This window comes from Streptomyces sp. P9(2023) (assembly GCF_032436795.1).
GTDB lineage: Bacteria > Actinomycetota > Actinomycetes > Streptomycetales > Streptomycetaceae > Streptomyces.
The window spans coordinates 23,668-47,967 of sequence record NZ_JAUPWM010000015.1 but is presented as its reverse complement, the minus strand read 5'-3'; the positions used below and the strand labels follow the sequence as shown (position 1 = coordinate 47,967).

Annotated in this window: 19 protein-coding genes and 2 tRNA genes; 7 read left to right on the top strand and 14 right to left on the bottom strand. The window is 72.0% G+C overall.

Features of this window, described 5'->3' with window-relative positions; all coding sequences use genetic code 11:
- Positions 1-82: 82 nt before the first annotated feature.
- The gene (gene lepA, locus Q5762_RS20490; RefSeq protein ID WP_315893624.1) at positions 83-1,951 is read right to left on the bottom strand and encodes a translation elongation factor 4; all 1,869 of its coding nucleotides are present in this window, start codon (positions 1,949-1,951) and stop codon (positions 83-85) included.
- A gap of 185 nt (positions 1,952-2,136) precedes the next feature.
- Here lepA and rpsT point away from each other — a divergent pair, with 185 nt between their 5' ends.
- Entirely contained in the window at positions 2,137-2,403 is a 267-nt protein-coding gene (gene rpsT / locus Q5762_RS20485; protein WP_315893623.1) for a 30S ribosomal protein S20, read from the top strand.
- A gap of 968 nt (positions 2,404-3,371) precedes the next feature.
- Here the strand turns inward: rpsT and holA are convergent.
- Positions 3,372-4,358: a DNA polymerase III subunit delta gene (gene holA, locus Q5762_RS20480; protein WP_315893622.1), complete on the bottom strand. Its 987-nt coding sequence runs from the start codon at positions 4,356-4,358 to the stop codon at positions 3,372-3,374.
- A gap of 39 nt (positions 4,359-4,397) precedes the next feature.
- Between holA and Q5762_RS20475 the strand changes: the two genes are divergently transcribed.
- On the top strand, positions 4,398-4,658 hold the full coding sequence (locus Q5762_RS20475) for a hypothetical protein (protein ID WP_399495210.1): 261 nt from the start codon (positions 4,398-4,400) through the stop codon (positions 4,656-4,658).
- 29 nt (positions 4,659-4,687) lie between these two features.
- Here the strand turns inward: Q5762_RS20475 and Q5762_RS20470 are convergent, their stop codons facing one another.
- Positions 4,688-5,578 carry a YceI family protein gene (locus Q5762_RS20470; RefSeq protein ID WP_315893620.1) on the bottom strand — a complete coding sequence of 297 codons (891 nt, stop codon included), beginning with the start codon at positions 5,576-5,578 and terminating at the stop codon, positions 4,688-4,690.
- Positions 5,579-5,692: 114 nt separating this feature from the next.
- Positions 5,693-6,511, bottom strand: coding sequence for an arylamine N-acetyltransferase (locus Q5762_RS20465; protein WP_315893619.1), 819 nt, complete (start codon positions 6,509-6,511; stop codon positions 5,693-5,695).
- 124 nt (positions 6,512-6,635) lie between these two features.
- On the opposite strand from Q5762_RS20465, the gene Q5762_RS20460 reads away from it, so the two are divergent.
- Complete coding sequence (locus Q5762_RS20460) at positions 6,636-7,118, top strand: pyridoxamine 5'-phosphate oxidase family protein (protein ID WP_315893618.1); 483 nt, start codon at positions 6,636-6,638, stop codon at positions 7,116-7,118.
- Here Q5762_RS20460 and Q5762_RS20455 read toward each other — a convergent pair.
- The 6 genes from Q5762_RS20455 to leuS form a co-directional block, all read right to left on the bottom strand.
- A complete protein-coding gene (locus Q5762_RS20455) occupies positions 7,022-7,642 on the bottom strand; it encodes a hypothetical protein (protein ID WP_315893617.1) in 621 nt (206 codons plus the stop codon). The genes Q5762_RS20460 and Q5762_RS20455 overlap by 97 nt on opposite strands.
- Before the next feature lie 290 nt (positions 7,643-7,932).
- Entirely contained in the window at positions 7,933-10,533 is a 2,601-nt protein-coding gene (locus Q5762_RS20450; RefSeq protein WP_315893616.1) for a ComEC/Rec2 family competence protein, read from the bottom strand.
- Positions 10,530-11,327: a helix-hairpin-helix domain-containing protein gene (locus Q5762_RS20445; RefSeq protein ID WP_399495209.1), complete on the bottom strand. Its 798-nt coding sequence runs from the start codon at positions 11,325-11,327 to the stop codon at positions 10,530-10,532. The genes Q5762_RS20450 and Q5762_RS20445 overlap by 4 nt, the downstream gene beginning before the upstream one ends.
- Before the next feature lie 416 nt (positions 11,328-11,743).
- Positions 11,744-12,589 (bottom strand): DegV family protein, encoded by an 846-nt coding sequence (locus Q5762_RS20440; protein WP_315893614.1) that lies wholly within the window; start codon positions 12,587-12,589, stop codon positions 11,744-11,746.
- A 59-nt stretch (positions 12,590-12,648) separates the two neighbouring features.
- Positions 12,649-13,488: a hypothetical protein gene (locus tag Q5762_RS20435; RefSeq protein WP_315893613.1), complete on the bottom strand. Its 840-nt coding sequence runs from the start codon at positions 13,486-13,488 to the stop codon at positions 12,649-12,651.
- A gap of 136 nt (positions 13,489-13,624) precedes the next feature.
- Complete coding sequence (gene leuS / locus Q5762_RS20430) at positions 13,625-16,510, bottom strand: leucine--tRNA ligase (RefSeq protein ID WP_315893612.1); 2,886 nt, start codon at positions 16,508-16,510, stop codon at positions 13,625-13,627.
- Between the two features lie 487 nt (positions 16,511-16,997).
- Between leuS and Q5762_RS20425 the strand changes: the two genes are divergently transcribed.
- The gene (locus Q5762_RS20425) at positions 16,998-18,095 is read left to right on the top strand and encodes a hypothetical protein (protein ID WP_315893715.1); all 1,098 of its coding nucleotides are present in this window, start codon (positions 16,998-17,000) and stop codon (positions 18,093-18,095) included.
- The gene (locus Q5762_RS20420) at positions 18,092-19,672 is read left to right on the top strand and encodes an NADH-ubiquinone oxidoreductase-F iron-sulfur binding region domain-containing protein (RefSeq protein WP_315893611.1); all 1,581 of its coding nucleotides are present in this window, start codon (positions 18,092-18,094) and stop codon (positions 19,670-19,672) included. The genes Q5762_RS20425 and Q5762_RS20420 overlap by 4 nt, the downstream gene beginning before the upstream one ends.
- 87 nt (positions 19,673-19,759) lie before the next feature.
- On the opposite strand, the gene Q5762_RS20415 is transcribed toward Q5762_RS20420, so the two are convergent.
- Positions 19,760-19,832, bottom strand: a tRNA-Ala gene (locus Q5762_RS20415).
- A gap of 121 nt (positions 19,833-19,953) precedes the next feature.
- On the opposite strand from Q5762_RS20415, the gene Q5762_RS20410 reads away from it, so the two are divergent.
- Positions 19,954-21,183, top strand: coding sequence for a glycosyltransferase 87 family protein (locus Q5762_RS20410; RefSeq protein WP_315893610.1), 1,230 nt, complete (start codon positions 19,954-19,956; stop codon positions 21,181-21,183).
- Here the strand turns inward: Q5762_RS20410 and Q5762_RS20405 are convergent.
- Positions 21,162-21,395 carry a hypothetical protein gene (locus tag Q5762_RS20405; protein ID WP_260226316.1) on the bottom strand — a complete coding sequence of 78 codons (234 nt, stop codon included), beginning with the start codon at positions 21,393-21,395 and terminating at the stop codon, positions 21,162-21,164. The two genes, Q5762_RS20410 and Q5762_RS20405, sit on opposite strands and share 22 nt — an antisense overlap.
- Positions 21,396-21,631: 236 nt before the next feature.
- The gene (locus Q5762_RS20400; protein WP_315893609.1) at positions 21,632-23,071 is read right to left on the bottom strand and encodes an MFS transporter; all 1,440 of its coding nucleotides are present in this window, start codon (positions 23,069-23,071) and stop codon (positions 21,632-21,634) included.
- Between the two features lie 94 nt (positions 23,072-23,165).
- On the opposite strand from Q5762_RS20400, the gene Q5762_RS20395 reads away from it, so the two are divergent.
- Positions 23,166-24,071: a helix-turn-helix transcriptional regulator gene (locus tag Q5762_RS20395; protein WP_315893608.1), complete on the top strand. Its 906-nt coding sequence runs from the start codon at positions 23,166-23,168 to the stop codon at positions 24,069-24,071.
- 75 nt (positions 24,072-24,146) lie between these two features.
- On the opposite strand, the gene Q5762_RS20390 is transcribed toward Q5762_RS20395, so the two are convergent.
- A tRNA-Ala gene (locus Q5762_RS20390) sits at positions 24,147-24,219 on the bottom strand.
- Positions 24,220-24,300: the final 81 nt, after the last annotated feature.

Genomic DNA, 24,300 nt, shown 5'->3' with positions numbered 1-24,300 from the left:
GGGTCCCCGCACCGACAGTGCGGGGACCCGTTCGATGTATCTATCAGCTAAACGGCGGACAGCCGCGGGGTGACGGTCGGGGCTACTTCTTCGCCTTGCCGCCGGACTCGTCGCTCGACAGGACGGCGATGAAGGCCTCCTGCGGAACCTCCACCGAGCCGACCATCTTCATCCGCTTCTTGCCTTCCTTCTGCTTCTCCAGCAGCTTCCGCTTACGGGAGATGTCACCGCCGTAACACTTGGCGAGGACGTCCTTGCGGATGGCGCGGATGGTCTCGCGGGCGATGACCCGGGAGCCGATGGCGGCCTGGATCGGCACCTCGAAGGCCTGGCGCGGGATGAGCTCGCGCAGCTTGGCGACGAGCCGCACGCCGTACGCGTACGCGGCGTCCTTGTGGGTGACGGCCGAGAAGGCGTCGACCTTGTCGCCGTGCAGCAGGATGTCGACCTTGACCAGGCTGGAGGCCTGCTCGCCGGTGGGCTCGTAGTCGAGGGAGGCGTAACCACGCGTCTTGGACTTCAGCTGGTCGAAGAAGTCGAAGACGATCTCGGCGAGGGGGAGCGTGTAGCGGATCTCCACGCGGTCCTCGGAGAGGTAGTCCATGCCGAGGAGGGTGCCGCGACGGGTCTGGCAGAGCTCCATGATCGCGCCGATGAACTCGCTGGGGGCGAGGATCGTGGCGCGCACGACGGGCTCGAAGACGTCGTCGATCTTGCCTTCGGGGAACTCGCTCGGGTTGGTGACGGTGTGCTCGCTGCCGTCCTCCATGACCACGCGGTAGACCACGTTGGGCGCGGTGGCGATGAGATCGAGACCGAACTCGCGCTCGAGCCGCTCCCGGATCACGTCCAGGTGCAGCAGACCGAGGAAGCCGACGCGGAAGCCGAAGCCGAGGGCGGCGGAGGTCTCCGGCTCGTAGACGAGCGCGGCGTCGTTGAGCTGCAGTTTGTCCAGGGCCTCGCGGAGGTCCGGGTACTCCGAGCCGTCCAGCGGGTAGAGGCCGGAGAACACCATCGGCTTGGGGTCCTTGTAACCGCCGAGCGCCTCCGTGGCGCCCTTGGCCAGGGAGGTGATCGTGTCACCGACCTTGGACTGGCGGACGTCCTTCACACCGGTGATGAGGTAGCCGACCTCGCCGACGCCGAGACCGTCGGACGACGTCATCTCCGGGGACGAGACGCCGATCTCCAGGAGCTCGTGGGTGGCGCCGGTCGACATCATCTTGATGCGCTCGCGCTTGTTGAGCTTGCCGTCGACGACACGGACGTACGTCACGACACCGCGGTAGGAGTCGTAGACGGAGTCGAAGATCATCGCGCGGGCGGGGGCGTCGGCGACACCCACGGGGGCCGGCACGTTCGCGACGACCCGGTCGAGCAGCGCCTCGACGCCGAGACCGGTCTTGGCGGAGACCTTGAGCACGTCCTCGGGCTGGCAGCCGATGAGGTTGGCGAGCTCCTCGGAGAACTTCTCCGGCTGCGCGGCGGGCAGGTCGATCTTGTTCAGTACGGGAACGATGGTGAGGTCGTTCTCCATCGCCAGGTACAGGTTCGCGAGGGTCTGCGCCTCGATGCCCTGGGCCGCGTCGACGAGCAGGACCGTACCCTCGCAGGCCGCCAGGGACCGCGAGACCTCGTAGGTGAAGTCGACGTGCCCGGGGGTGTCGATCATGTTGAGGATGTGGGTCTTCCCCTGACCCTCGCCCTCGGTGGGCGCCCAGGGGAGACGGACGGCCTGGGACTTGATCGTGATGCCGCGCTCGCGCTCGATGTCCATCCGGTCGAGGTACTGGGCGCGCATCTGCCGCTGGTCGACCACACCGGTCAGCTGGAGCATCCGGTCGGCGAGTGTGGACTTGCCGTGGTCGATGTGCGCGATGATGCAGAAATTGCGGATCAACGCCGGGTCGGTACGGCTCGGCTCAGGCACGTGGGTAGGAGTCGCGGGCACGCAAGGTCTCGTCTCGGGGCGATGGTCGGTTGGATACGTAGGCTCCATGGTCCCACGAGTGAGCGCCTCCGCTCGGTTTGGGCGGAGGTTAGCCGCCCTGATACCGTGGACAGCTGTGTCACGTTCGCCCTCTCAGCGATGGGACACACCTCAGAAACAACACCGAACCTGAAAAGGCTCTTTTCGTGGCGAACATCAAGTCCCAGATCAAGCGGAACAAGACGAACGAGAAGGCGCGCCTGCGCAACAAGGCCGTCAAGTCCTCGCTCAAGACCGCGATCCGCAAGGCCCGCGAGGCCGTCGTCGCGGGTGACGTCGAGAAGGCCGTCGTGGCCACTCGCGCCGCCTCCCGCGCGCTCGACAAGGCTGTCTCGAAGGGCGTCATCCACAAGAACGCCGCCGCCAACAAGAAGTCGGCGCTGGCCACCAAGGTTGCCGCTCTGCAGGGCTGAGCCCCTCTGATGTAACGCCGGACGGGACCCAGCGGGCCCTCTCTCCCGCTCCCACCCGGCACCCCGGACCCGTGCGCGACACGCGTTCGCCACGCGTGCACGAGCCCACCATCCAACGCCGAAGGCCCCGGAGCCTCCTTCCCCAGGAGCCCGGGGCCTTCGCCGTACCCCCAGGCCGCTGCCGCGGGGAGACCGGAGGCCGCGGTGCGAAGCCGGCGGCACGCTGATCGACACCCTGACCACCACGGCGGGGTTCTCGGCAGGGCTCTCTGCGGCGAAGGCGCCCGCGGTGGGGCGGGCCAGGGTGGCGATGGTGCCGGGGAAGCACCCGCCTTCCGACAGGCTGGGGCGCAACCCCGGACGGGTCACCCGTCGCCCGCAGAGCAGCCCCCCGACGCACATGCGGACCCCACCCATCGCGGCCCGGGGCGAAACCCCGACACACCACGGCACGAAGCCGCCGGCACGCGGCTTAGCCACACGGCAGCGCGCAGGGCCCGCCACCCGGCGAGCCGGTGCACGGCCCCACCAGGTCACCCCACCCGGCTCCGCCCCGTCAGCACCGGCGCCTCGCCACAGTGCGGCGCGAAGCTGCCGCTCCGCGGCCGGGCCCGGGCGCGGCTTTGCGACACGGCGGCGCGAAGCTGCCGCCACCCGGCGCCCGGGGCGCAGCCCCAAACAACCTCAACCCCACCAACCCCCGGCGGGGCCACCCCACCCAACTCCGCCCCCTGACCACCGGCGCCTCGCCACAGTGCGGCGCGAAGCTGCCGCCACCCGGCAGGACCAGGGCGCAGCCCCGAGTGACCTCACCCCCCACCAGCCCCCGGCAGGGTTTCGGGAAGGGGCGGGGTGGGGGAATCAACCGGCCCCCGGCGCAACGCACCCGCACCCCGCAACCGGCCCCATGCCACCGCACCCGCACCCGCCAGGCCCAGGCGCCCCAAGGCCCAGCCCCCCGCGGCCCCCTACCGCCGCAACCTCGCCGCCCTCGCCACCGCCACAACCGCCTTCTCCAGCGCGTACTCCGGGTCGTCCCCCCCGCCCTTCACGCCCGCGTCCGCCTCCGCCACCGCGCGCAGCGCCAGGGAGACGCCGTCCGGGGTCCAGCCCCGCATCTGCTGCCGCACCCGGTCGATCTTCCACGGCGGCATCCCCAGCTCCCGCGCCAGATCCGCCGGCCGCCCGCCCCTCGCCGACGACAGCTTGCCGATCGCCCGGACGCCCTGCGCCAGCGCGCTGGTGATCAGGACCGGCGGGACGCCGGTCGAGAGCGACCAGCGCAGAGCCTCAAGCGCCTCCGCCGCCCGCCCCTCCACCGCACGGTCCGCGACGTTGAACGACGACGCCTCCGCCCGCCCCGTGTAGTACCGCCCGACGACCGCCTCGTCGATCGTCCCCTCGACGTCCGCCGTCAGCTGCGACACCGCCGCCGCCAGCTCCCGCAGGTCGCTGCCGATCGAGTCCACCAGCGCCTGGCACGCCTCGGGCGTCGCCGACCTCCCCAGCGCCCGGAACTCCTGCCGTACGAACGTCAGCCGCTCCGCCGGCTTCGTCGTCTTCGGGCAGGCCACCTCCCGCGCGCCCGCCTTCCGCGCCGCGTCGAGCAGGCCCTTGCCCTTGGCACCGCCCGCGTGGAGCAGCACGAGCGTGATCTCCTCGATGGGCGCGTCGAGGTACGCCTTGATGTCCTTGATCGTGTCCGCGGACAGGTCCTGCGCGTTCCGCACGACCAGCACCTTGCGCTCGGCGAAGAGCGACGGGCTCGTCAGCTCCGCGAGCGTCCCGGGCTGAAGCTGCTCGGAGGCGAGGTCCCGTACGTCCGTGTCGGCGTCGGCGGCCCGGGCGGCCGCCACCACCTCCTGGACGGCGCGGTCGAGGAGCAGGTCCTCCTGGCCCACGGCGAGCGTGACGGGGGCGAGGAGATCGTCGTTCGAATTCTTCCTGGTGGCCATCGTGAACCAGCATCCCACGCCCCACTGACACCCCTCCCCATGCCCGAGAATGGCGGGGTGAGCGAACGACACGTACTGGTACTGCCCGACCGCGACGCCGCCGAAGAGGTGGCCGAGGAGCTGCCCGCCCGCTTCGGGGTGGCCGAGGAGCCTCAGCTCGTACGGGACGCGCTTGCCGGCGAGGACGACGCCGAGGACGCGCAGTGGCTGGTCGTAGTGGAGGACCCGGAGGGCCGGCTCGACTCGTCGGCGTTGGACGAGCTCGCGGCGGAGTACGAGGGCTGGCTGGAAGCCCCGTAGGGAAGCGCCTCCGAACCGACAGGAACCCCTCAGACCCGCTTCGGAACGATCTGCACGTCCAGCTCGATCGTGATGCTGGACCCGACCGCCGCGATCCCCTTCGCCAGCAGCGTCTGCCACGTCAGCGTGAAGTCCTCGCGGTGCAGCTCCGTACTCGCCCGGCACGCGCAGCGCGGCTCGCCCTCAAGGGCGCTGCCGAGGCCCAGGTACTGGGTGTCGAGGGCCACCGTGCGGCTCACGCCGTGCAGGGTGAGCGCGCCGGTCACGGACCACCTGCTGCCGCCCTTGTGGACGAAGCGTTCGCTGTAGAACTCGATCGTCGGGTTCCGGCCGACGTCCAGGAAGTCGCTGGAGCGCAGGTGGTCGTCGCGCATCTGCACACCGGTGTCGATGGACGCGGCGTCGATGACCACGTGCATCGCCGACCGCTCCATGCGCTCGGCGATCCGTACCGCGCCCGCGAAACCGTTGAACCGGCCGTGGATCCGGGCCAGTCCGATGTGCGCCACGGTGAATCCGACCTGGGAGTGCGTGGGGTCGATCTCCCAGTCACCGGGCTCGGGGAGGTTCGCCTGCGGCGCGACCTGGAGCGTCACATCGCCGAGGCCCTGGTGCGCGCTCTCGGTGACGGTCGCGCCGCCGTGGTACGGCGTGTAGCCCTCGGCCGTCACCGCCAGCCGGTACGCGCCGGCCGGAACGGTCGCCAGCACCCGGCCGTACGGATCGGTCTCACCGCCCACGACCTTCCGGCCCGCGTGGTCGCTCACCACGAACTCGGCCTGCCGGACCGGCTCGTTGACCGGGTCGAGCACGCGGCAGCTCAGCACCCCGGCCGACGGCGGGACGGCGAGCCCGGCGAACGGGCCGCCTCTGGTGGCTCCGCCCGCGCGCCCGCCGAAGAGACGACTACGACTGAACATTCCTTGCACCCCCGTGCAACTGGTTTCATTAGGCAACGAAGACGCATTCGATCACTGATGTGTCGTTCGAGGCAAATAGCGCAAGTGTTACCGGGGGTCCAAATTATTCGTGCGCTAGGACTGCCGGGACGGCGAGGCCGGTGGAACGGGCGGCAGCTGGGTGAGCTCGATGCCGAACAGGTCCCGGTACGCCGTCCTCACCTCCTCGTCCCCGCCGAGCAGCCGCTCTGTGCGCTCGCCGTGCACGTGCGTGACGAGCTTGTGGCCGCTGAGGGTGACCCGGCCGTCGTCGGTGAGCCGGGTGCAGACGAGGGAGCGGGGGAAGTGCGAGTCCGGGGAGGTGCGGTGGTACCAGGCGCCCGCCGTGAAGTCGGCGAGCACGCGCGGCCGCGGCTCCAGCCGGTACTGGGGCTTGCCGTTCCGCAGGACGTCCAGGTCACCGTCCCCGGTCTCCACCACCCGGAACGTGCCGGCGGGATCGTCCTGGTCACCGCGTTCGTCCAGGGCCAGCGGGAAGTGGCTGTGCTCGCCGAACCCGATGTCCGCGAGCCACCGCCCCTCCGTCTCCGTCTCCACCACCATCGCCATGTGGTCGTACGGGATCCCCAGCCGACCGCCCTCGCCGAACACCCGTGCCTGCAGGAGCGTGACCCCGAAGCCGAGCGCGCGCAGCAGGGCGGCGAAGGTGCCGTTGATCTCAAAGCAGAACCCGCCCCGCCGCGCCCCGAGTACCTTGTCGAGCAGCGCCTTCTCCTCCAGGACGATCTCCTCGCCGAGGTGGATCGACAGGTTCTCGAAGGGGACCGCCTTCAGGTGACGCAGTTGAAGGTCACGCAGTGCGGCGGCGTCGAGGCGTTCCGGTCGCGTCGCGCCGATGCGCCGCAGATACGCCTCGACGGGCACGTCCGGGTCCTGATGGGTGTGAGTGGTCATGGAACCGAGTCTGCCGCTATGTCCTGCCGGTCGCCCATGAGTCCCTGGACCTGGGGCCATGGGTCCCTGGACCTAGGGCCGTTGGCCGAGGCGCCGGCCGCGCCTCCCGTCTACCGTGCGGGCCATGACCGATCATGAAACGCCCCGCCCCCGCACCCAGCGCAAGCAGGACGTCCTCACCCGGCTCACCCAGGAGGAGGACATCTGGGTCGCCACCGCCTCCGCCGACGGTGAACCGTGCCTAGTGCCGCTGTGGTTCCTCTGGGACGTGTCGGAGGACGTGGACCGGCCCGACGCGGGCACGTTTCTGCTGTGCACGAAGCGGACCAACCCCACGGCCCGCAACGTCACCCCGAAGGGGAACGTCAGGCTCAGTCTCGGCGACACCCGTGACGTGGTGCTGATCGACGGTACGGCCGAGGTGGTGGAGGGCGCCGACCTGCCGACCGCCTCGGCCGACGCCTTCGCGGCCAAGCTGCCCTGGGATCCGCGCGACCGGCCCGTCTGGGTCTACCTCCGCATCACCCCCACGACGGTGAGGGCCTGGCGTACGGAGAACGAGCTCGCCGCGCGCGTGCTGATGCGCGACGGCGCGTGGCGGGTCTGACGGGCGGACGGACTCAGGCCGCGGGTACGGGATCCTCGGCCGACGCGGGCAGTTCGCGCATCCGGACCGCCGGCGACGGACGCACCCACAGCACGGCGAACACGGCTCCGGACGCAGTCCGGCGACCGTGCCGAGGACTCCCGCGGCGAGCGCGTTGAGGGTGCGGAAGGCGCCCATGACCCGGGACCGGATGGCGTCGGGTACCGCTCGGTCGGAACCAGCACCACGAACAGCGTGGCGTTGCACTCCTCGAAGAGCACGGTCATCGCGCCGACCCCGAAAGCCACGGCATAGAGCTGCCCGAGCGTGAGGGCGTCGAGCAGGTACACGGCGGGGAGGGTGAGCAGCAGCGCCGCCCGCCCGAAGTCGGCGGCGATCGTGGAGCGCCGCCGACTTCGGGCCTGCCGGTCGGCCCAGACTCCGAAGGGGAGGTTGAGCAGGAGCGCGGGCAGCAGTTCGACGGCCAGCTCGTCCGGCGTGAGGTAGAGCAGGGAGTCGCCGCGAACATCTCGGCCTCCCGCCACACCTTCGGCAGCCCGTGCCGGTCCTCCACGGTGCGGAGGACCCGGTCGAAGTACCGCTCGGCGACAGCTGCGCTCAGGGCGTCCGCCGCCTCCGCGACCGAGGTGTCCTCACTCCCCGGGCCACTCCGTATACCTGGCCGTCGCCCGCCAGGGCTTCTCCCTCCGCCGCCCGCCGTGCGCCTCCTCCACGAGTCCGTACTTGGCGAGTATCCGCAGGTGGGAAGAGCAGCTGGCTTTACTAGGGCTTCTCTCCCGGGGCGCCTCTCCGGGGGCTTCTGTACGGGGTTTCTCTACGAGCTCGGCACGGCCGTCAGCCGGGGCCCTGCTCCCGTCACGGCGATCGCACCGTGCCGGTCCGTGCTCAGCACCTCCGCTCCGCCGGCCCGCAGCGCCTCGGCCGTCGTCGGCGAAGGGTGGCCGTACGGGTTGTCCCGGCCGGCCGACACCAGCGCCAGCCGTGGCCGGACCGCCCGTATCAGCCCGGGATCCTGATAGGCGGAACCGTGGTGGGCGACCTTGAGCACATCGACCGGGGCGAGCCCCGGGTGGGCTCGCAACAAGCCCTGCTGGGCAGGCGGTTCGAGGTCCCCCAGGAGCAGCAGGCTCAGCCCCTCGGCCGCCCGGACGAGCAAGGCGACACTGGCGTCGTTCGGCCCCGACTCCTCTCGCCCCGCCGCCCCGGGCAGCCCCGCGGGCCACAGCACCTGCCACTCCAAGGGCCCCAGCCGTCTCCGCTCCCCCGGCCCGGCGCGGACGACGGGCACTCCCGCCGCCTCGGCCGTGCGTCTCACGAACGCCGCCTGGGCCCGGGATTCTTCGAGCTCCGTCGTCTGGATCGCCCCGACCGCCCGCCCCCGTAGGACCCCCGGCAGCCCGGCGACATGGTCCGCGTGGAAGTGCGTAAGCAAGAGCAGGGGAATCCGGCGGACCCCGAGATCGTGCAGGCAGCGGTCCACCAGGGCCGGATCGGGACCCGCGTCCACGACGACGGCCGAGTCCCCGCCTGCCGCCAGGACCACCGCGTCGCCCTGCCCCACCTGGCACATCGCGAACGTCCAGCCCGGCGGCGGCCAGCCGCTGACCAGCCGGGTCACGGGCGTAGGCCGCACCACCGCGAGGAACAGCAGGACCACACACCCCACCGCGATCCTCCGCCGGAACGGCAGTCGCCATGCCCCGAGCACCGCCAGACCGGAGAGACCGGCGAGGAGCAGCCCGCCCCACCAGCCACCGGGCCAGCTGACCTCCGCTCCGGGCAGCGCGGCACCGGCCCGCGCCACGCCGGCGATCCACCCGGCGGGCCAGGCCGCGACCTCCGCCACCAGCTCCGCCGCCCGGAGCGAGAGCGGGGCCAGCGCGAGCGCGGCGAACCCGAGGACCGTGGCCGGGGCCACCGCCACCTCCGCGAGCAGGTTGCAGGGGATCGCGACGAGGCTCACCCGGGCGGCGAAGACCGCCACCACGGGCGCGCACACCGCCTGGGCCGCGAGGGCCGCCCCCAACGCCTCGGCGAGCCGGCCCGGCACCCCCCGTCGGCGCAGCGCGTCGCTCCAGCGCGGCGCGATCGTGAGCAGCGCCGCGGTGGCGAGGACCGACAGCAGGAAGCCGTAACTCCGCGCCAGCCACGGGTCGTAGAGCACCAGCATCAGCACCGCCCCGGCCAGTGCGGGCAGCAGCGACCTGCGACGGCCCGTACCGATGGCGAGCAGGGCGACCGAGCCGCAGGCCGCCGCCCGCAGCACACTCGGATCCGGGCGGCAGACGAGGACGAAGGCGAGCGTCAGCCCTCCCCCGACCAGCGCGGTCGACCGCAACGAGAGCCCGATCCGGGGCGCGAGCCCACCCCGTTCCGCCCGCAGCGCCGCCCCCGGTCGCCCGATGAGCAGCAGCAGGACGATGGTGAGGTTCGAACCCGATACGGCGAGAAGGTGCGTCAGGTCCGTGGCCTCGAAGGCGTCGCTGAGCTCCGGATCGATCCGCGAGGTGTCGCCGACGACAAGGCCGGGAAGCAGCGCCCGCGCGTCCGCGTCGAGGCCCTCGGTCGCCCGGCGCAGCCCCGCCCGCAACTCCCCGGCCGTGCGCTGCGCCGCACTCGGCGGCCCGGTGATCCGAGGCGGCCCGGCCCCTTCGACACGCAGTACCGCCGCGAACCTGTCTCCCGGTCGCATCGGGGGTACGAGCCGTGCGGCGAGCCGCAGCCGGGTCGAGGGCAGCAGCCGCAGCCACTCCCGCTGGGCCTCCCCGGCCGGAACGATCACCAGGACCGGTGTCCTGACCCGGTGCACGGCGCCGCCGGCCATCTCGATCCGGGTCGCCTCACCGTCGAGGACGACGGAGACCGGGGCCGTCCTGTCGCCCCGGATCCGGGGCCGGGTGAGCCGGGGATCGGACCTGACCGTGACCTCCGCACGCGCCCGGGCGTACTCCTCCGCCAGCACGGGCACCGGCCCCCGCCTCAGGTCAGCCGCGTGCAGCCCGCCCGACGCCGCACCGGCTGCGGCGCACAGCAGCACGGCCGCCCCGGCCGTCACCCGAAGCCCCCACCCGAACCACCCCGCCGCGAACCGCCCCACCTCGTTCCGTCCCACCTCGTTCCGTCCCGGCCCGGACCGCCCCGCCTCGTTCCGCCCTGACCCGGGCCGCCCTGACCCAGACCGCACCTGCCGCGACCGCACGCGGACCGCCGTCATCAGCGCCGCCGCGCCCACCAGGCAGGCGAGCACCCCCGCCACCACCCACCACCCGGGGACGCCGACCGCCAGCGCGGCCGCGCCCCAGGCCGCCAACGCGGGCGGCACGAGCCGGAGATCGACCGGACCCTCCTCGGGCAGCCACGGGCGACCGGTCGGGTCGGAGACATCGGTCCCCTCGGTCGCCTGGCGCGCGCTCATGGCCGGACCAGCGGAGCGAGATCCGCGAACCGGCGATCTCCGATGCCGTTGACCTCGCGCAGCTCGGCGACCGACCGGAATCCGCCGTGCTCCGTGCGGTGGTCGACGATGTGCTGGGCCAGGACGGGCCCGACCCCCGGCAGGGTGTCGAGCTGCTCCACCGTCGCCACGTTGAGGCTCAGCGGAGCAGCCCGCGTCCCCTGGGCGCCGCCCCCGCCCACTCCCGTACCGCCGCCCGTGACGGCCGGCGTCGTCACCCCGACCGCTACCTGTTCGCCGTCCATGAGGATCCGGGCACGGTTGAGTCCTGTGAGGTCCGTACCCGGCCGCGCCCCGCCCGCCGCGCGCAGCGCGTCCGCGACCCGCGACCCGGCCGGCAGAGTCAGCACCCCGGGCCGTCGCACCTTGCCGCTGACGTCGACCACCACGCCCGGCGGCGCCGCTCCGGGCGTCGGCCCCGCCGAGCCCCCGGCCGGCAACCCTGGAGACGCCCCGGGAGGCACCCCGCTCTCCGGAGGCGGCGCCGCGCGCACGATCTCCGGAGCCCGGACCTCCTCCGGCCTGCCGGTCCAGAAGTACCGCCCGGCGAGTCCGGCGGCCACGACGAGGACCACGGCCAGCGCGACGAGCGTGCGCGGCTCGAGACCGCACCTGGACTGCACCCACACCGGCAGCCGTTCACCGAGGGCGAGCCGCAGCCGCGCCCACCGCCCGGGCGCCGCCTGCTCCTCCTGGACGCCCGGCGGCGCGACCACCTCCGACGCGCCCCAGTCCGACTGAGGTCGGGGCTCCACGGGCCGCGCGGCAGAGCCGTGAGCGGAGGCCGGAAAGAGCGCCTCACCCCGCCGTCGTACGGCGGCACCGCTCACCGCGACCGCGTGCCTCCCCCGCACCCGCCCCCGAGCCCGCGGTCGCGCCCGCCCTGGAGGCGAACCCCGCCCATGCGAACGGGTGCGGCCGTCCGATCCGGGCGCGCGCCCGGGGCCGCTGGACGCGCCCGATGCCGCGTGCCGCGCGGACGGGCGTGCGGAGGGACGGGCCGACGGACGTTCGGCCGGATGCTCGGAGGGACGGGTCGCGGAATGTGTGTGAAGAGCCATGGAAGGGACGGTAGGCACATCCGTCCGAATCCGCTGAGACGCATCGATTTCCGTGGACAGACGCCCAGTTGTGGAAAAACCCGTCACTCACACGAGTGCGGAGCGCGTGCTCAGCGCGGCGACACGACGACGGCGAGAAGGCCCGGTCCCGTATGCGCCCCGATCACCGCGCCCACCTCGCTGACCTGCAACTCCTCCATCCCCGGCACTCGTTCCCGCAGCCGGTCGGCGAGCACGGCGGCCCGCTCGGGCGCGGAGAGGTGGTGCACGGCGATGTCGACCGGTCCGGTTCCCGCGCGTTCCACGGCGATCTCCTCAAGGCGGGCGATCGCCTTCGACGCCGTCCGTACCTTCTCGCGCATCTCGATCCGTCCTCCATCGAGCTGGAGCAGCGGTTTCACGGCAAGCGCCGAGCCGAGCAGGGCCTGCGCGGCACCGATCCGGCCGCCGCGACGGAGATAGTCCAGCGTGTCGACGTAGAAGAAGGCGGAGGTCCCCGCGGCCCGCTTCTCGGCGGCGGCCACGGCCTCGTCGATCGAGCCGCCGATGTCCACGGCCTCGGCCGCCGCCAGCGCGCAGAAGCCGAGCGCCATCCCCACCATGCGGGTGTCGACCACCCGGACCGGTACGGGAGCGTCCTTGGCCGCGAGGACGGCGGCGTCGTACGTACCGGAGAACTCGGCGGAGAGGTGGAGCGAGACGATGCCCGTCGCCCCGGCCTCGGCCGCCGCGCGGTAGGTCGCCGCGAAGACGTCGGGGCCCGGCCGCGAGGTGGTCACCGGCCATCGCTTCTGGAGCGCCTGGGCCAGCGAGCGAGCCGAGACCTCGGTGCCCTCCTCAAGCGCTCTGTCACCGATGACGACGGTGAGGGGGACCGCGGTGATGCCGTGCCGCTCCATCGTCTGGGGTGGCAGGTAGGCCGTGGAATCGGTGACGATCGCGACATGCCGGGACATGAGCGGGAGGTTACCCGCCAGGGCCGCCCCACGGCAGCCCGGCCCCGCGTTCCCCGACGTCAGTTCGTGGTCTCGGGGCGCGCGGACTTCTCCCACGGGTAGGAGGTCAGCCGAGGGTCACGGGCCGTGATCGCCTGCGGCGCCTGCCGGCCCTCGGCGTCCGCGTCCGGACGGGGCCCGGCCTTCGCGTCACCGACCGCGTCACCGACCGCGTCACCAGCCGCGTCGTCGCCTCCGTCGGCCCGCGCGGCCGCTTCCGCTTCCGCGGGCCACACCTGTCCCCGCTCCGCTCCCGGCGCCGCCGCTCCGGCGTCGGGCCAGGAGAAGTCGCCCGAGGCGGGGTCCTGGGCAGTCGCACCCGACCAGTGGCGCAGCGCGCCCGCCTCCAGGTCGATCTGCGCGCTCAGCGAGCCCAGGTCGTCCTCCGCGAACTTCCGCGCCCGGTCCCTGGCCGCCCAGCGCAGCGAGTCGGCCGAGTGCGTGATCCGCTCCGTACGCTCCCGCAGGTCCTTGAGCTGTGCTGCCACCCTCGCCCGGTCCGGCTCCCGCTCCAGTCGCTTGAGGTCCTCGTCCAGTTCGCGGCCGTGGGCGGTCAGCCGCTGGAAGAGGTCGAGGGACTCCTTCAGCGAGGCGTCCTCGGCGACGCCCGCCTGCAGGGCGTCCTGCGTCGCGCGCATCGAGGTGCGCAGGGAGAGCCGCAGCTGGGCCAGCTCACCGGCGACCCCGCCCTGCCCGTAGCTCTTGGCCCGCAGGGTGGTGTCCTCGACGGTGCGCCGGGCCTGGTGGATCGTGCGGTCGACGCCACGCTTCGCGGCCTTGACCGCCTTCACGGTCGCGTAGACCCCCAACGCCACGAAGGCGAAAAAGAGCAGCGCCATGATCACAATCGCGGCTTCCATGTTCGCCCCTTCGGCGTGGGTCGAGTTCCCTCGGCTGTCGTTCTTCCACGGTAAACGGAACGGGCAGGCCAGAGGTTCCATCGGAACCCCCAACCTGCCCGTAGGGGAAACCCCTCACGTCCGGTTGTCCGAACCGTCAGGCGACGATGTTGACCAGCTTCGGCGCACGCACGATCACCTTGCGGATCTGGGCGCCGCCCAGCGCCGCGACGACGTTCGCGTCGCCCAGGGCCAGCGCCTCCAGCTCCGCGTCCGTGATCGCCGGCGAGACCTCCAGGCGGGCCTTGACCTTGCCCTTGATCTGCACGACGCAGGTCACGGTCTCGTCCACGACGTACGCCGGGTCGGCGACCGGGAAGTCCTGGTGGACGACCGACTCGGTGTGGCCCAGCTTGCGCCACAGCTCCTCGGCGATGTGCGGGGCCAGCGGGGCGACCAGCAGCACCAGCCGCTCGGCGACCGGGCGGGAGACCGGGCCGCCCACCTTCGTCAGGTGGTTGTTCAGCTCGGTGACCTTGGCGATGGCGGTGTTGAAGCGCATGGCCGCCATGTCCTGCGAGACACCGTCGATCGCCTTGTGCAGGGCGCGCAGCGAGTCCTCGTCGGGCTCGGTGTCGACGACCGTGGCCTCGCCGGTCGACTCGTCGACAATGTTGCGCCACAGCCGCTGCAGCAGCCGGTACTGGCCGACCACCGCGCGCGTGTCCCACGGCCGGGAGACGTCCAGCGGTCCCATCGCCATCTCGTACAGGCGCAGGGTGTCGGCGCCGAACTCGCCGCAGATCTCGTCCGGAGTGACGGCGTTCTTCAGGGACTTGCCCATCTTGCCCAGGACGCGGGTGACCTTCTCGCCCTCGTACCAGTAGCCGCCGTCACGCTCCTCGACCTCGGCCGCCGGCACGGCGATGCCGCGCGCGTCGCGGTAGACGAAGGCCTGGATCATGCCCTGGTTGTACAGCTTGTGGAACGGCTCGGCCGAGGAGATGTGGCCCAGGTCGAACAGCACCTTGGACCAGAACCGCGCGTACAGCAGGTGCAGTACGGCGTGCTCGGCCCCGCCGACGTACAGGTCGACGCCGCCGGTGGGCATGCCTTCACGCGGGCCCATCCAGTACTGCTCGATCGCCGGGTCGACCAGCTTCTCGGAGTTGTTCGGGTCCAGGTAGCGCAGCTCGTACCAGCAGGAACCGGCCCAGTTGGGCATGGTGTTGGTCTCGCGGCGGTACTTCTTCGGTCCGTCGCCCAGGTCCAGGGTGACGTTGACCCAGTCCTCGTTGCGGGACAGCGGCGTCTCGGGCTGGGTGTCGGCGTCGTCCGGGTCGAAGGTGCGCGGCGAGTAGTCGTCGACCTCGGGCAGTTCCAGCGGCAGCATCGACTCGGGCAGCGAGTGCGCGATGCCGTCCTCGTCGTAGACGATCGGGAAGGGCTCGCCCCAGTAGCGCTGGCGGCTGAACAGCCAGTCGCGCAGGCGGAAGTTGACGGTGCCCTCGCCGATGCCGCGGTCGGCCAGCCAGGCGGTGATCCTCGCCTTGGCCTCGACGACGCCCAGACCGTTCAGGGAGACCTCGTCGTTGGCCGAGTTGACCAGCTTCGCCTCGTACGAGGCGAAGGCGTCGTCCCAGGTGGAGGGGTCGGTGCCGCGCTCGTCGCTCGGCTCCACGACGCAGCGCATGGGCAGCTCGAAGGCGCGCGCGAAGGCGAAGTCGCGGGTGTCGTGGGCGGGGACGGCCATGATCGCGCCGGTGCCGTAGCCCATCAGGACGTAGTCGGCGATGAAGACCGGGACCTGCTCGCCGCTGACCGGGTTGGTGGCGTACGCGCCGGTGAAGACACCGGTCTTGTCCTTGGCCTCGGCCTGCCGCTCGACGTCGGACTTCGAGGCGGCCTGCTTGCGGTAGGCGGCGACGGCGTCCGCCGGGGTGGCGTGCCCGCCCGTCCAGACAGCGTGGGTGCCGGCCGGCCACGCGTCCGGGACGATCTTCTCGACCAGGTCGTGCTCGGGGGCCAGCACCATGTAGGTGGCGCCGAACAGGGTGTCCTGGCGGGTGGTGAAGACGGTGATCGCGCCGGCGTCGCCGACCTGGAAGTCGACGCGCGCCCCCTCGGAGCGGCCGATCCAGTTGCGCTGCTGCAGCTTGATGGCCTCGGGCCAGTCCAGCGCGTCCAGGTCGTCCAGCAGCCGGTCCGCGTAGGCGGTGATGCGCATGTTCCACTGGCGCAGCTTGGCCTTGAAGACCGGGAAGTTGCCGCGCTCGGAACGGCCGTCGGCGGTGACCTCCTCGTTGGCCAGGACGGTGCCCAGGCCGGGGCACCAGTTGACCGGGGCGTCGGAGGCGTAGGCCAGGCGGTACTCGCCCAGCACGTCGGCCCGCTCCGCGGCGGTCAGCTCGCTCCACGCGCGCGTGGAGCCGGCGGCCGCACGGGTGGCCGGGACCTCACGGGTGCCGTTCTCGAACTGCTCGACCAGCTCCGCGATCGGACGGGCCTTCTGCGCCTCGTCGTCGTACCAGGAGTTGAAGATCTGCAGGAAGATCCACTGGGTCCACTTGTAGTAGTCCGAGTCGATCGTGGCGAAGGACCGGCGCTTGTCGTGGCCCAGGCCCAGCCGGCGCAGCTGGACCTTCATGTTCTCCATGTTGGCCTCGGTGGACACGCGCGGGTGCGTGCCCGTCTGCACGGCGTACTGCTCGGCCGGCAGGCCGAAGGCGTCGAAGCCCAGGGTGTGCAGCACGTTGTGGCCGGTCATGCGCTGGTGGCGGGCGAAGACATCGGTGGCGATGTAGCCCAGCGGGTGACCGACGTGCAGGCCCGCACCCGAGGGGTACGGGAACATGTCCATGATGAACTTCTTGGGGCGGGCGGCGATCGCCGCGTCGCCCGCCAGGTCACCGGTCGGGTTCGGGGCCTCGTAGGTTCCCTCGGCGTCCCAGAAGTCCTGCCAGCGTGCCTCGATGTCGGCGGCCATGGCCGCCGTATAACGATGCGGGGCCGCCGTCTCGGCAGCCGAATTCATCTCGCTCATGATCCTTGAAGCTCCATCGATCGTCTCTGCCCACTGCCCGCGAACTGCACTGCCACGAAATGAAAAATCCCCTCGCACAGGAGGGGACGCCGCGCCGATTCCGACCGGATCTTTCATCCGTCGGGACTGATCAGCGCGGCTCGCTAAGCAGAAGGCGTACGGCACGCATGGCGTCAGGGTACCGCAGGGCCCGCACGGGCCGCACCGACGTTCCACCCGGTGGCCCACCGCGCCCGAGGCGCCCGGGTTACTCCGCGTATCGCCCCTATCCGGGGCAACCCAAAAGTCAGTTCTCCGTCCCGCGCCCCGTAATCGAGCAAACCACCTACCGGTCGGTATGCAGCGACTTAGCATGCCGCAACGGGACCGCTTATCCGCACCATTCGGAGTCGCACCCATGAACCCTCATCGCAAGAACCGCTCGTCCCCCGTCCTGCGAACCGGTATGAGCCGACCGGTTCAGGGCGGGATTTCGATCGCGGCGTTGGTGATCATTCCGCTGCTCGTCCTCGGCGGCGGCGACGGATTCCGGGCCGCGCTCGACTTCACCAGCGGAGTGCTGTCGCTGGTCTCCCTCACCGCGTCGGTCGCGTGGGGCCTGCTGGCAACCGACCGGCTGCTGCTCTCCACCCGGCACCGGCTGCTCGCCCAGGGGATCCATCGCGGCACCGCGGTCGCCTCGCTCGGCTTCCTGCTGCTGCACGGCACCGTCAAGGTCTCCCTCGGCCATGTCGAGCCGATCGGCGCCCTGCTCCCCTTCAGCCTCGGCGTCACGGGGTCGTCGGCGCTCATCGGCTTCGGCTCGCTCGCCGGGCTCCTCATGGTCGTGACCGCCGCCACCGGCGCCCTGCGCAGCACCCTGGCGGGCCGGGGCACCTTCGCCGCCCGCTGGCGGCCGCTGCACATGCTGGCGTATCCGGCCTGGAGCTTCGCCCTGATCCACGGCCTGTACGCGGGACGGCCCGCGGCCACCTGGGTCATCGTCCTGTACTGCCTGGCGCTGACCGCGGTCGCTGCGGCCGTTTCGCTACGGATGCTGCCCGCCCCCACCCAGCGGGCGCTCGTCGACCGCGTCGCCAAGCTCCTGGCGTCCCTGGAAGGCCGTACCCCACCCGAACCCGAAGGGAGCGACAGGACGAGAAGGGCCGGGAGGGCCAGGAGGAGAGGGAGGGCCGGCAGAAGCGGGAGGGACGGCAGCGGCAAGGGGACCGACCACGCGCGCGTGCCCGACGAACCCGCCACCCTCTCCGCCGAGTGGCTCGACCGCCCCGCCCCCGGCGTCCCCGCCGGCTGCTCGGCGGCCTACCGCGCGGTGTCCCGCGCCGCCCCGGCGCCCGAGCCCGCCCCGTACGCGTCCGAAGGCGCCGTCCCGCTCGGCGAGCGCCTGCCCCTGACCGAGGAGATACCCGTCGTCCCCGACCAGCCCCTCCGCCCCGCCCCCTGGCCCACTCCCTCGCCCCCGATGCCCACGTACGCGACCCCGCCTCCCATGCCGACGTACGCCGCCCCGCCCTCCATGCCGACGTACGCCACCCCGCCGCCCGCCGGTGAGCCCTGGACCGCGCCCTCAGGAGACCGCCCGTGAACGTACCGCTCCCCGACGTCCCCGAGGTCCGTGTGGTCGGTCTGCCGCAGCTCACCCAGGGCTTCGACCTAGTCGAGCGGCTCGGCCTCGACATGCACCTGAAGGTGCACGGGCCGCTGGACCCCCTGGGCGGCGAGCAGCTCGCCCGGCTAGCGGACGAGATACTCCTCCACGGGCGCGGTGGCGCCGGATTTCCCTTCGGCCGCAAGCTCAGGGCGGTCGGCCAGGCGGCGATCCGGCGTGGGGTGCGCCCGGTGGTCGTGATCAACGGCAGCGAGGGCGAGCCCGCCTGCCGCAAGGACACGGTGCTGCTCAACAGGGCCCCGCACCTGATCCTGGACGGCGCGCTGCTGGCGGCGGAGGCGCTCGGCGCCCGGACGCTGATCGTGGCCGTGACCCGTAACTCCACGGAGGTCTCCGTCCGGGCCGCGCTCGCCGAACGCGGCCTCTCCGACCGGCGCGGACAGGCTCTACGCGCGCGTGTCGTCCGGACTCCCGAGCGCATGGTCTCCGGGGAGGCGTCGGCGGTGATCCGCGCGGCGGGCGGCGGCCCCGCCCTGCCCCCCGGCCGCCGGGAGCGCGCGGCCGAGTCGGGAGTGGGCGGAGCTCCGACGCTGCTGTCCAACGCCGAGACCTTCGCCCAGCTCGCGGTGGCGGCCCGGATCGGTCCACGCCGCTACGGCCACACCGGTCTGGACTCGGAGCCCGGCACGGTCCTGCTGACGCTGTCCGGTGCGGTCGCCCGCCCGATGGTCGTCGAGGTGCCCACGGGTGTGCCGCTGCGGTACGTGCTCCAGCTGGCGGGCGCCCCGCCGCTGCCCCAGGGCGTCCTCACCGGTGGCTACCACGGCAACTGGATCGACGCGGTCGCCGTCGACGTCGCGGTCGTCTCGCGCGCGTCCCTCGCGACTGTCGGCGGCGCACTCGGGGCCGGGGCGATCCTGCCCATCGGGCCGGAGACCTGCCCCCTCGGGGAGTCGCTGAGGATCGCCAACTGGCTGGCGGCGGAGACGGCCGGCCAGTGCGGGCCGTGCCGGCTCGGGCTCCCCGCGGCGGCCGGCGGTCTCTCCGACGTGCTGAACGGGGGCGGTCCGGCCGCCCTGGAGGCGCTGCGGGAGGTCACCCAGGCGGTGAAGGGCCGGGGCGCGTGCAAACACCCGGACGGTTCGGCCCGCTTCCTCGCCTCCACGCTCTCGGCCTTCACGGACGATCTGGCCGCCCATGTACTCGGCGGCGGCTGCGGCCGCCCGACCGTCGGCCTGCTGCCACTGCCCGCCCCCGGCCGGCAGGACGCGGAGGAGTCGATTCCGAGCGGCGAGAAGCTGGCCGTGGACTGGACGCTCTGCCAGGGCCACGGACTCTGCGCGGACATCGTGCCGGAGTTGATCAGGCTGGGGCCGGACGGCTATCCGGCGCTCGCCGACGCCTCCGTACCGACGCATCTGCGCGGCCGGGCGCAGCGGGCCGTACGCCGCTGTCCCGCCCTTGCGCTCCGGGTCGAGCAGCAGGCGCCCCGGGAGTTGCCTGCGCTGCCGCCCGGCGGCAGCCGCAAGGCACTGGGCAGCGGCAGGGGTTGACACCCCCAAGCCACGACAGGAAGCCACAAGAAGCCCGCAAACGAAGAAGCGGACCATCCGATTCGGATGGTCCGCTTCTCTTCACTGTGGAGCTAAGGAGAATTGAACTCCTGACCTCCTGCATGCCATGCAGGCGCTCTACCAACTGAGCTATAGCCCCTTGCTGTCCGCCCCCGCTCCGGGTTTCCCCCGCGGCGACAGACAGAACATTAACCGGCCTCCCGGGGGAACTCCAAATCGTTTCCCCGACGCTCCGAGGCCGCCAGGTAAGGTCCCCCTCTGTGACCGCGCCCGCCCTCGCCCGAACCCGCGCCCGCCAGTGGCCCCTCGCCACCGCCGCGACCGTCTGTCTCCTGTCGTTCGTCGCCTTCTGGGTGGCCCAGCGGCTCGCCCACGTGAACATGCTCGACGTGATGGTCTACCGGGCCGAGGGGGAGACGGTCCGGGCCGGCGGCGACCTCTACGCGATGCGCGCCACCTCGGCGAACCTCGCCATGACCTATCCGCCCTTCGCGGGGCTGCTGTTCGTCCCGCTGACCTTCGTCGACGTTCCGCTGATGCGGACGCTGACCACGGCGGGGAACCTGCTCCTCGTGGTCGCGCTGGTCCAGCTCTCGCTGCGACTGGTCCGTCCGTCCCTCTCGGGCGAGCGGCTGTGGCGCACCACCTTCTGGGCTGCGGCGGCCCTGGTCTGGTGCGAGCCGGTGTGGACGACGCTGCGGTACGGGCAGATCAATCTGCTCATCGCGGTCGCCGTGCTGTGGGACTTCACACGCCGCGAGGGCAACCGCTGGGCGGGCATAGGCATCGGTCTGGCGACTGCGGTGAAGCTCACACCCGGTCTCTTCGTCGTCCTTCTGCTGGCCGTCGGCGTGCTCCAGTGGCGCCGGGAGAAGTGGTGGAACCAGTGGCTCCGCACGGCCGGCACGGCGACCGCGGCGTTCCTCGGGGCGACGCTGGCCAGTGCTCTGATCCTGCCGGACGACTCCCGGCACTTCTGGACCCGGACGCTCTTCGAGACCGGCCGGGTCGGCTTCGCCGAGGAGACCGCCAACCAGTCGCTGCGCGGGGTACTGGCGCGGCTGATGCACACCGACGACCCCGGCCTGCTGTGGGCCGTGGTCGCGGCCGTGCTCGGCGGTGCGGCGATGACCCTCGCGGTACGGGTCGCTCTGCGCGGGGACAAGGCCCTGGCCGTGATCGTCTGCGCGGTCACGGCGCTGATGATCAGCCCGATCTCCTGGTCCCATCACTGGGTCTGGTGCGTGCCGCTGCTCGTCCTGCTGGTGGACCGCCACGCGCGCGTGCGGCCGCGCTGGACGCTGGGAGCCGTGGCGCTCGTCTTCGCCTCGTTCGCGCTCTGGTGGGTGCCGCACGACCCGGGCCGCCCCGAACTCGACCAGAACGCCGGTCAGATGCTGCTCTCGGCGGTCTATCCGCTGACCGCGACAGCACTGTTCGTGGGGTACCTGGGCTACGCGCGCCGGCGTCAGGCCGTTGCGAAGGAATAGAAGCGCTTGAGGGTGCAGTGTTCGTCGAGGAGCCGGCCGTAGATCGGCTCCCCTTCGAGCTCGCGGTAGGTCTCGATGGGGTCGCCTTTTATGATCAGCGCCCGCGCGCACTCCTCGCACCAGTACTGGTACTCGGCGTTGACCGGATCCATGTCCCGGACGATGGGCGTACCGCTGCCGCACCAGTCGCATTTCCGCCTGTGTGCACCCATCACTCAGCTCCAGCTGTGGCCGCAGGACGTGCGCACATAGGACACTCCGCCGTTGTCACCGAGCATTTGGGCCACCTGGGCGGAACCGCACGAGGGGCAGTCGAACAGGACCCCGGCATCGGCACCGGCATGGGCCTCGGCATCCTCGGCACCACTCACGGCCAACGCGCACTCCCCTCGGCCCGGACCCTCGTTCCCCTCCGGCGGTCCGATTCTGCCATGGCCTCGCAAGGGGGTCAGCGAGCTCCGCGTACGAGGGCGGTCGACGCACCCAAGATCGCGGCGGCGGCCAGCGCGAGAGCGCACGCCCACAGCGCGTCGGCGGATCCGTGCGCCCCTGGCGCGTACAGCCCGCCGAGGAAGAGGCTGCCGAAGGCCGCGACTCCGATCAGCTGGCCGAGCTGCGTGACGGTGGCGAGCAGACCGCTGGCGTCGGCGGCGTCCTCGGGCCGTACGCCGGCCAGTGCGCCGGTCAGGGCGGGGCTGAAGGCGAGCGCGAGCCCCGCGCCCATGGTGGCGAGCGCCGGATAGAGCGCCCAGCCGCCCGTGTCGCCGCCCTTGAGGAGGCCTCCCACGACCAGCGCGGAGGCCGCGGCGGCTAGGAACCCTCCCGGGACCAGGAAGCGCTGGGCGCGGGCCGGCCAACGCCGCCAGGTGAGGCCGACCACGCCGAAGAGGACGGCCGCGGGCGCGAAGGTCAGTCCCGCGCGCAGGGCGCTGTAGCCGAGCCCTCCCTGCAGGTGCAGGGTGATCGTGAACAGGAATCCGGCGTTGACGGCCATCGCCACACCGATCCGGCACGCGGCCCGTCCGATGCCGGGGATGCGCAGGACGCGCGGGGCGATGAGCGGGGTGCCACCGCGGCGGGCGAGCCGCGACTCGTACGCCCCGAAGGCCGCGAAGACCACCGCCGAGGCCGCGAGCGAGAGCCAGGACCACAGCGGCCAGTCCTCCTCCTGTCCGAGGACCAGGGGGACGGTCAGGAGCGAGACGGCCGCGGCGAGCAGGACCAGACCGGGCAGGTCGAGGGAGCGCACGCGTCCGGGTGCGGGTGCGGTGCGCGCGTCGCGCGGCAGTACGCGGGCGCCCATGGCCAGCAGGACGAGCCCGATCGGCACGTTGACGAGGAAGACCGGCCGCCAGCCGCTGCCGAACAGATCCGCGCTGACGAGGACGCCGCCGACGACCTGGCCGGCGGCCGCGCCGGTGGCGAGCACCGCGGAGTACGCGCCGAGCGCGCGGAGTCGGCCCTCTCCGGTGAAGTTCCGCTGGATGAGGCTGAGCACCTGCGGGATCATCAGGGCCGCGCCCGCGCCCTGGACGAGCCGGAAGGCGACCAGCTGGCCTGTTCCCGCGGCCAGTCCGCAGGCGAGCGAGGCGGCCGTGAAGACAGCGAGGCCGCCGAGGTACGTCCGGCGGTGGCCCAGCCGGTCACCGAGCCGTGCTCCGGTGATCAGCAGGACCGCGTAGGCGATGGTGTACCCCGCGACCACCAGCTGAAGTCCCGCCCCGGAGGCGGAGAGTTCGGTACGGATCGTGGGCGCGGCGACGTTGACGATGAAGACGTCGAGCAGGGCCATGAACTGGGCGGCGAGCACGACCGCGAGCAGCAGCCGCTGCCGGTTGTCGGTGCCACCGTCTTTACTGAGTACGGGACGTGTGGTGGTCGTCGTCATGACAGGCAGCGTGACGGCGATCCGATACGGGTAACGAGAGCCCGCTGATCCTGGTACCGACAGCACCTGGCAACGGCGGTACGGGGACTCGACCATGGGGGGTGTGACGATCGTGGCAGCACCGGCACAGCGAGCAGCGACACAACCAGCACCGGCACAACAGCGCCGCAGACACGAACTGGCCGCGTTCCTGCGCGGCCGCAGGGCTCGGGTGACTCCGGAGGACGTGGGCATGCCACCGGGCCTGCGCCGCCGTACGCCCGGGCTGCGCCGCGAGGAGGTCGCGCAGCTCTCCGGAGTCGGCGTCACCTGGTACACCTGGCTCGAACAGGGCCGTCCGATCAACGCCTCCGCCCAGGTGCTCGACGCGGTGGCCCGCGTCTTAAGGCTCGACCGGCCCGAGCGCGAGCATCTGTACCACTTGGCGGAGGTGCCGTTCGCGCCGGACCACGGTACGGAGGACGTGGACGTGGTCAGTCCGGAGATCCAGGGCATTCTGGACGCCCTGGTGCCTCATCCGGCGGTCGTCTACAACAGCCGCTACGACGTGCTCGCGACCAACTCGACGTACCGGCTGCTGTTCGACGCTCCGGAGACCACACCCGCCGAGGTCCGCAACGTGCTGTGGACGCTCTTCACGATCGACGACCACCGCTGTCCCGTCGTCGACAAGGGGCGCGAGCTGCCGCTGATGGTGGCCCAGATGCGCGGCGCGTACGGTCGGCACGTGGGCGAGCCCGCCTGGGAGTCGTTCGTCCGGCGGCTCTCGGAGGCGAGCCCCGAGTTCGCACGGATGTGGCGGAGCGGCGATGTGGTCCCGCCCGGCAGCCACGTCAAGACCTTCCGTCACGACGCCGTCGGAGAGCTGCGGATGACCTCGGTGTCGCTCTCCATCAACGGGATGCCCGAGTGCCGGATCGTGGCGTACACGCCCAACGACGAGGCGAGCAGACGGGCTGTCGAGACTCTGCGCGCCGAGGGGGTGGACACCTGGACGTGAGGGAGACGACCGGCCGGGACCCTGTGCCGGAAACGACGAATCCCGCCCCCTGGTGGGGACGGGATCCGGTGACTGTGGAGCTAAGGAGAATTGAACTCCTGACCTCCTGCATGCCATGCAGGCGCTCTACCAACTGAGCTATAGCCCCTCGTGTTCTTCGCGCTCCGCGCTGCGAACAAGAAGAACTTTAGCCTGTGACCTGCCGGAAAGTGAAATCCGAGTCCCTGGA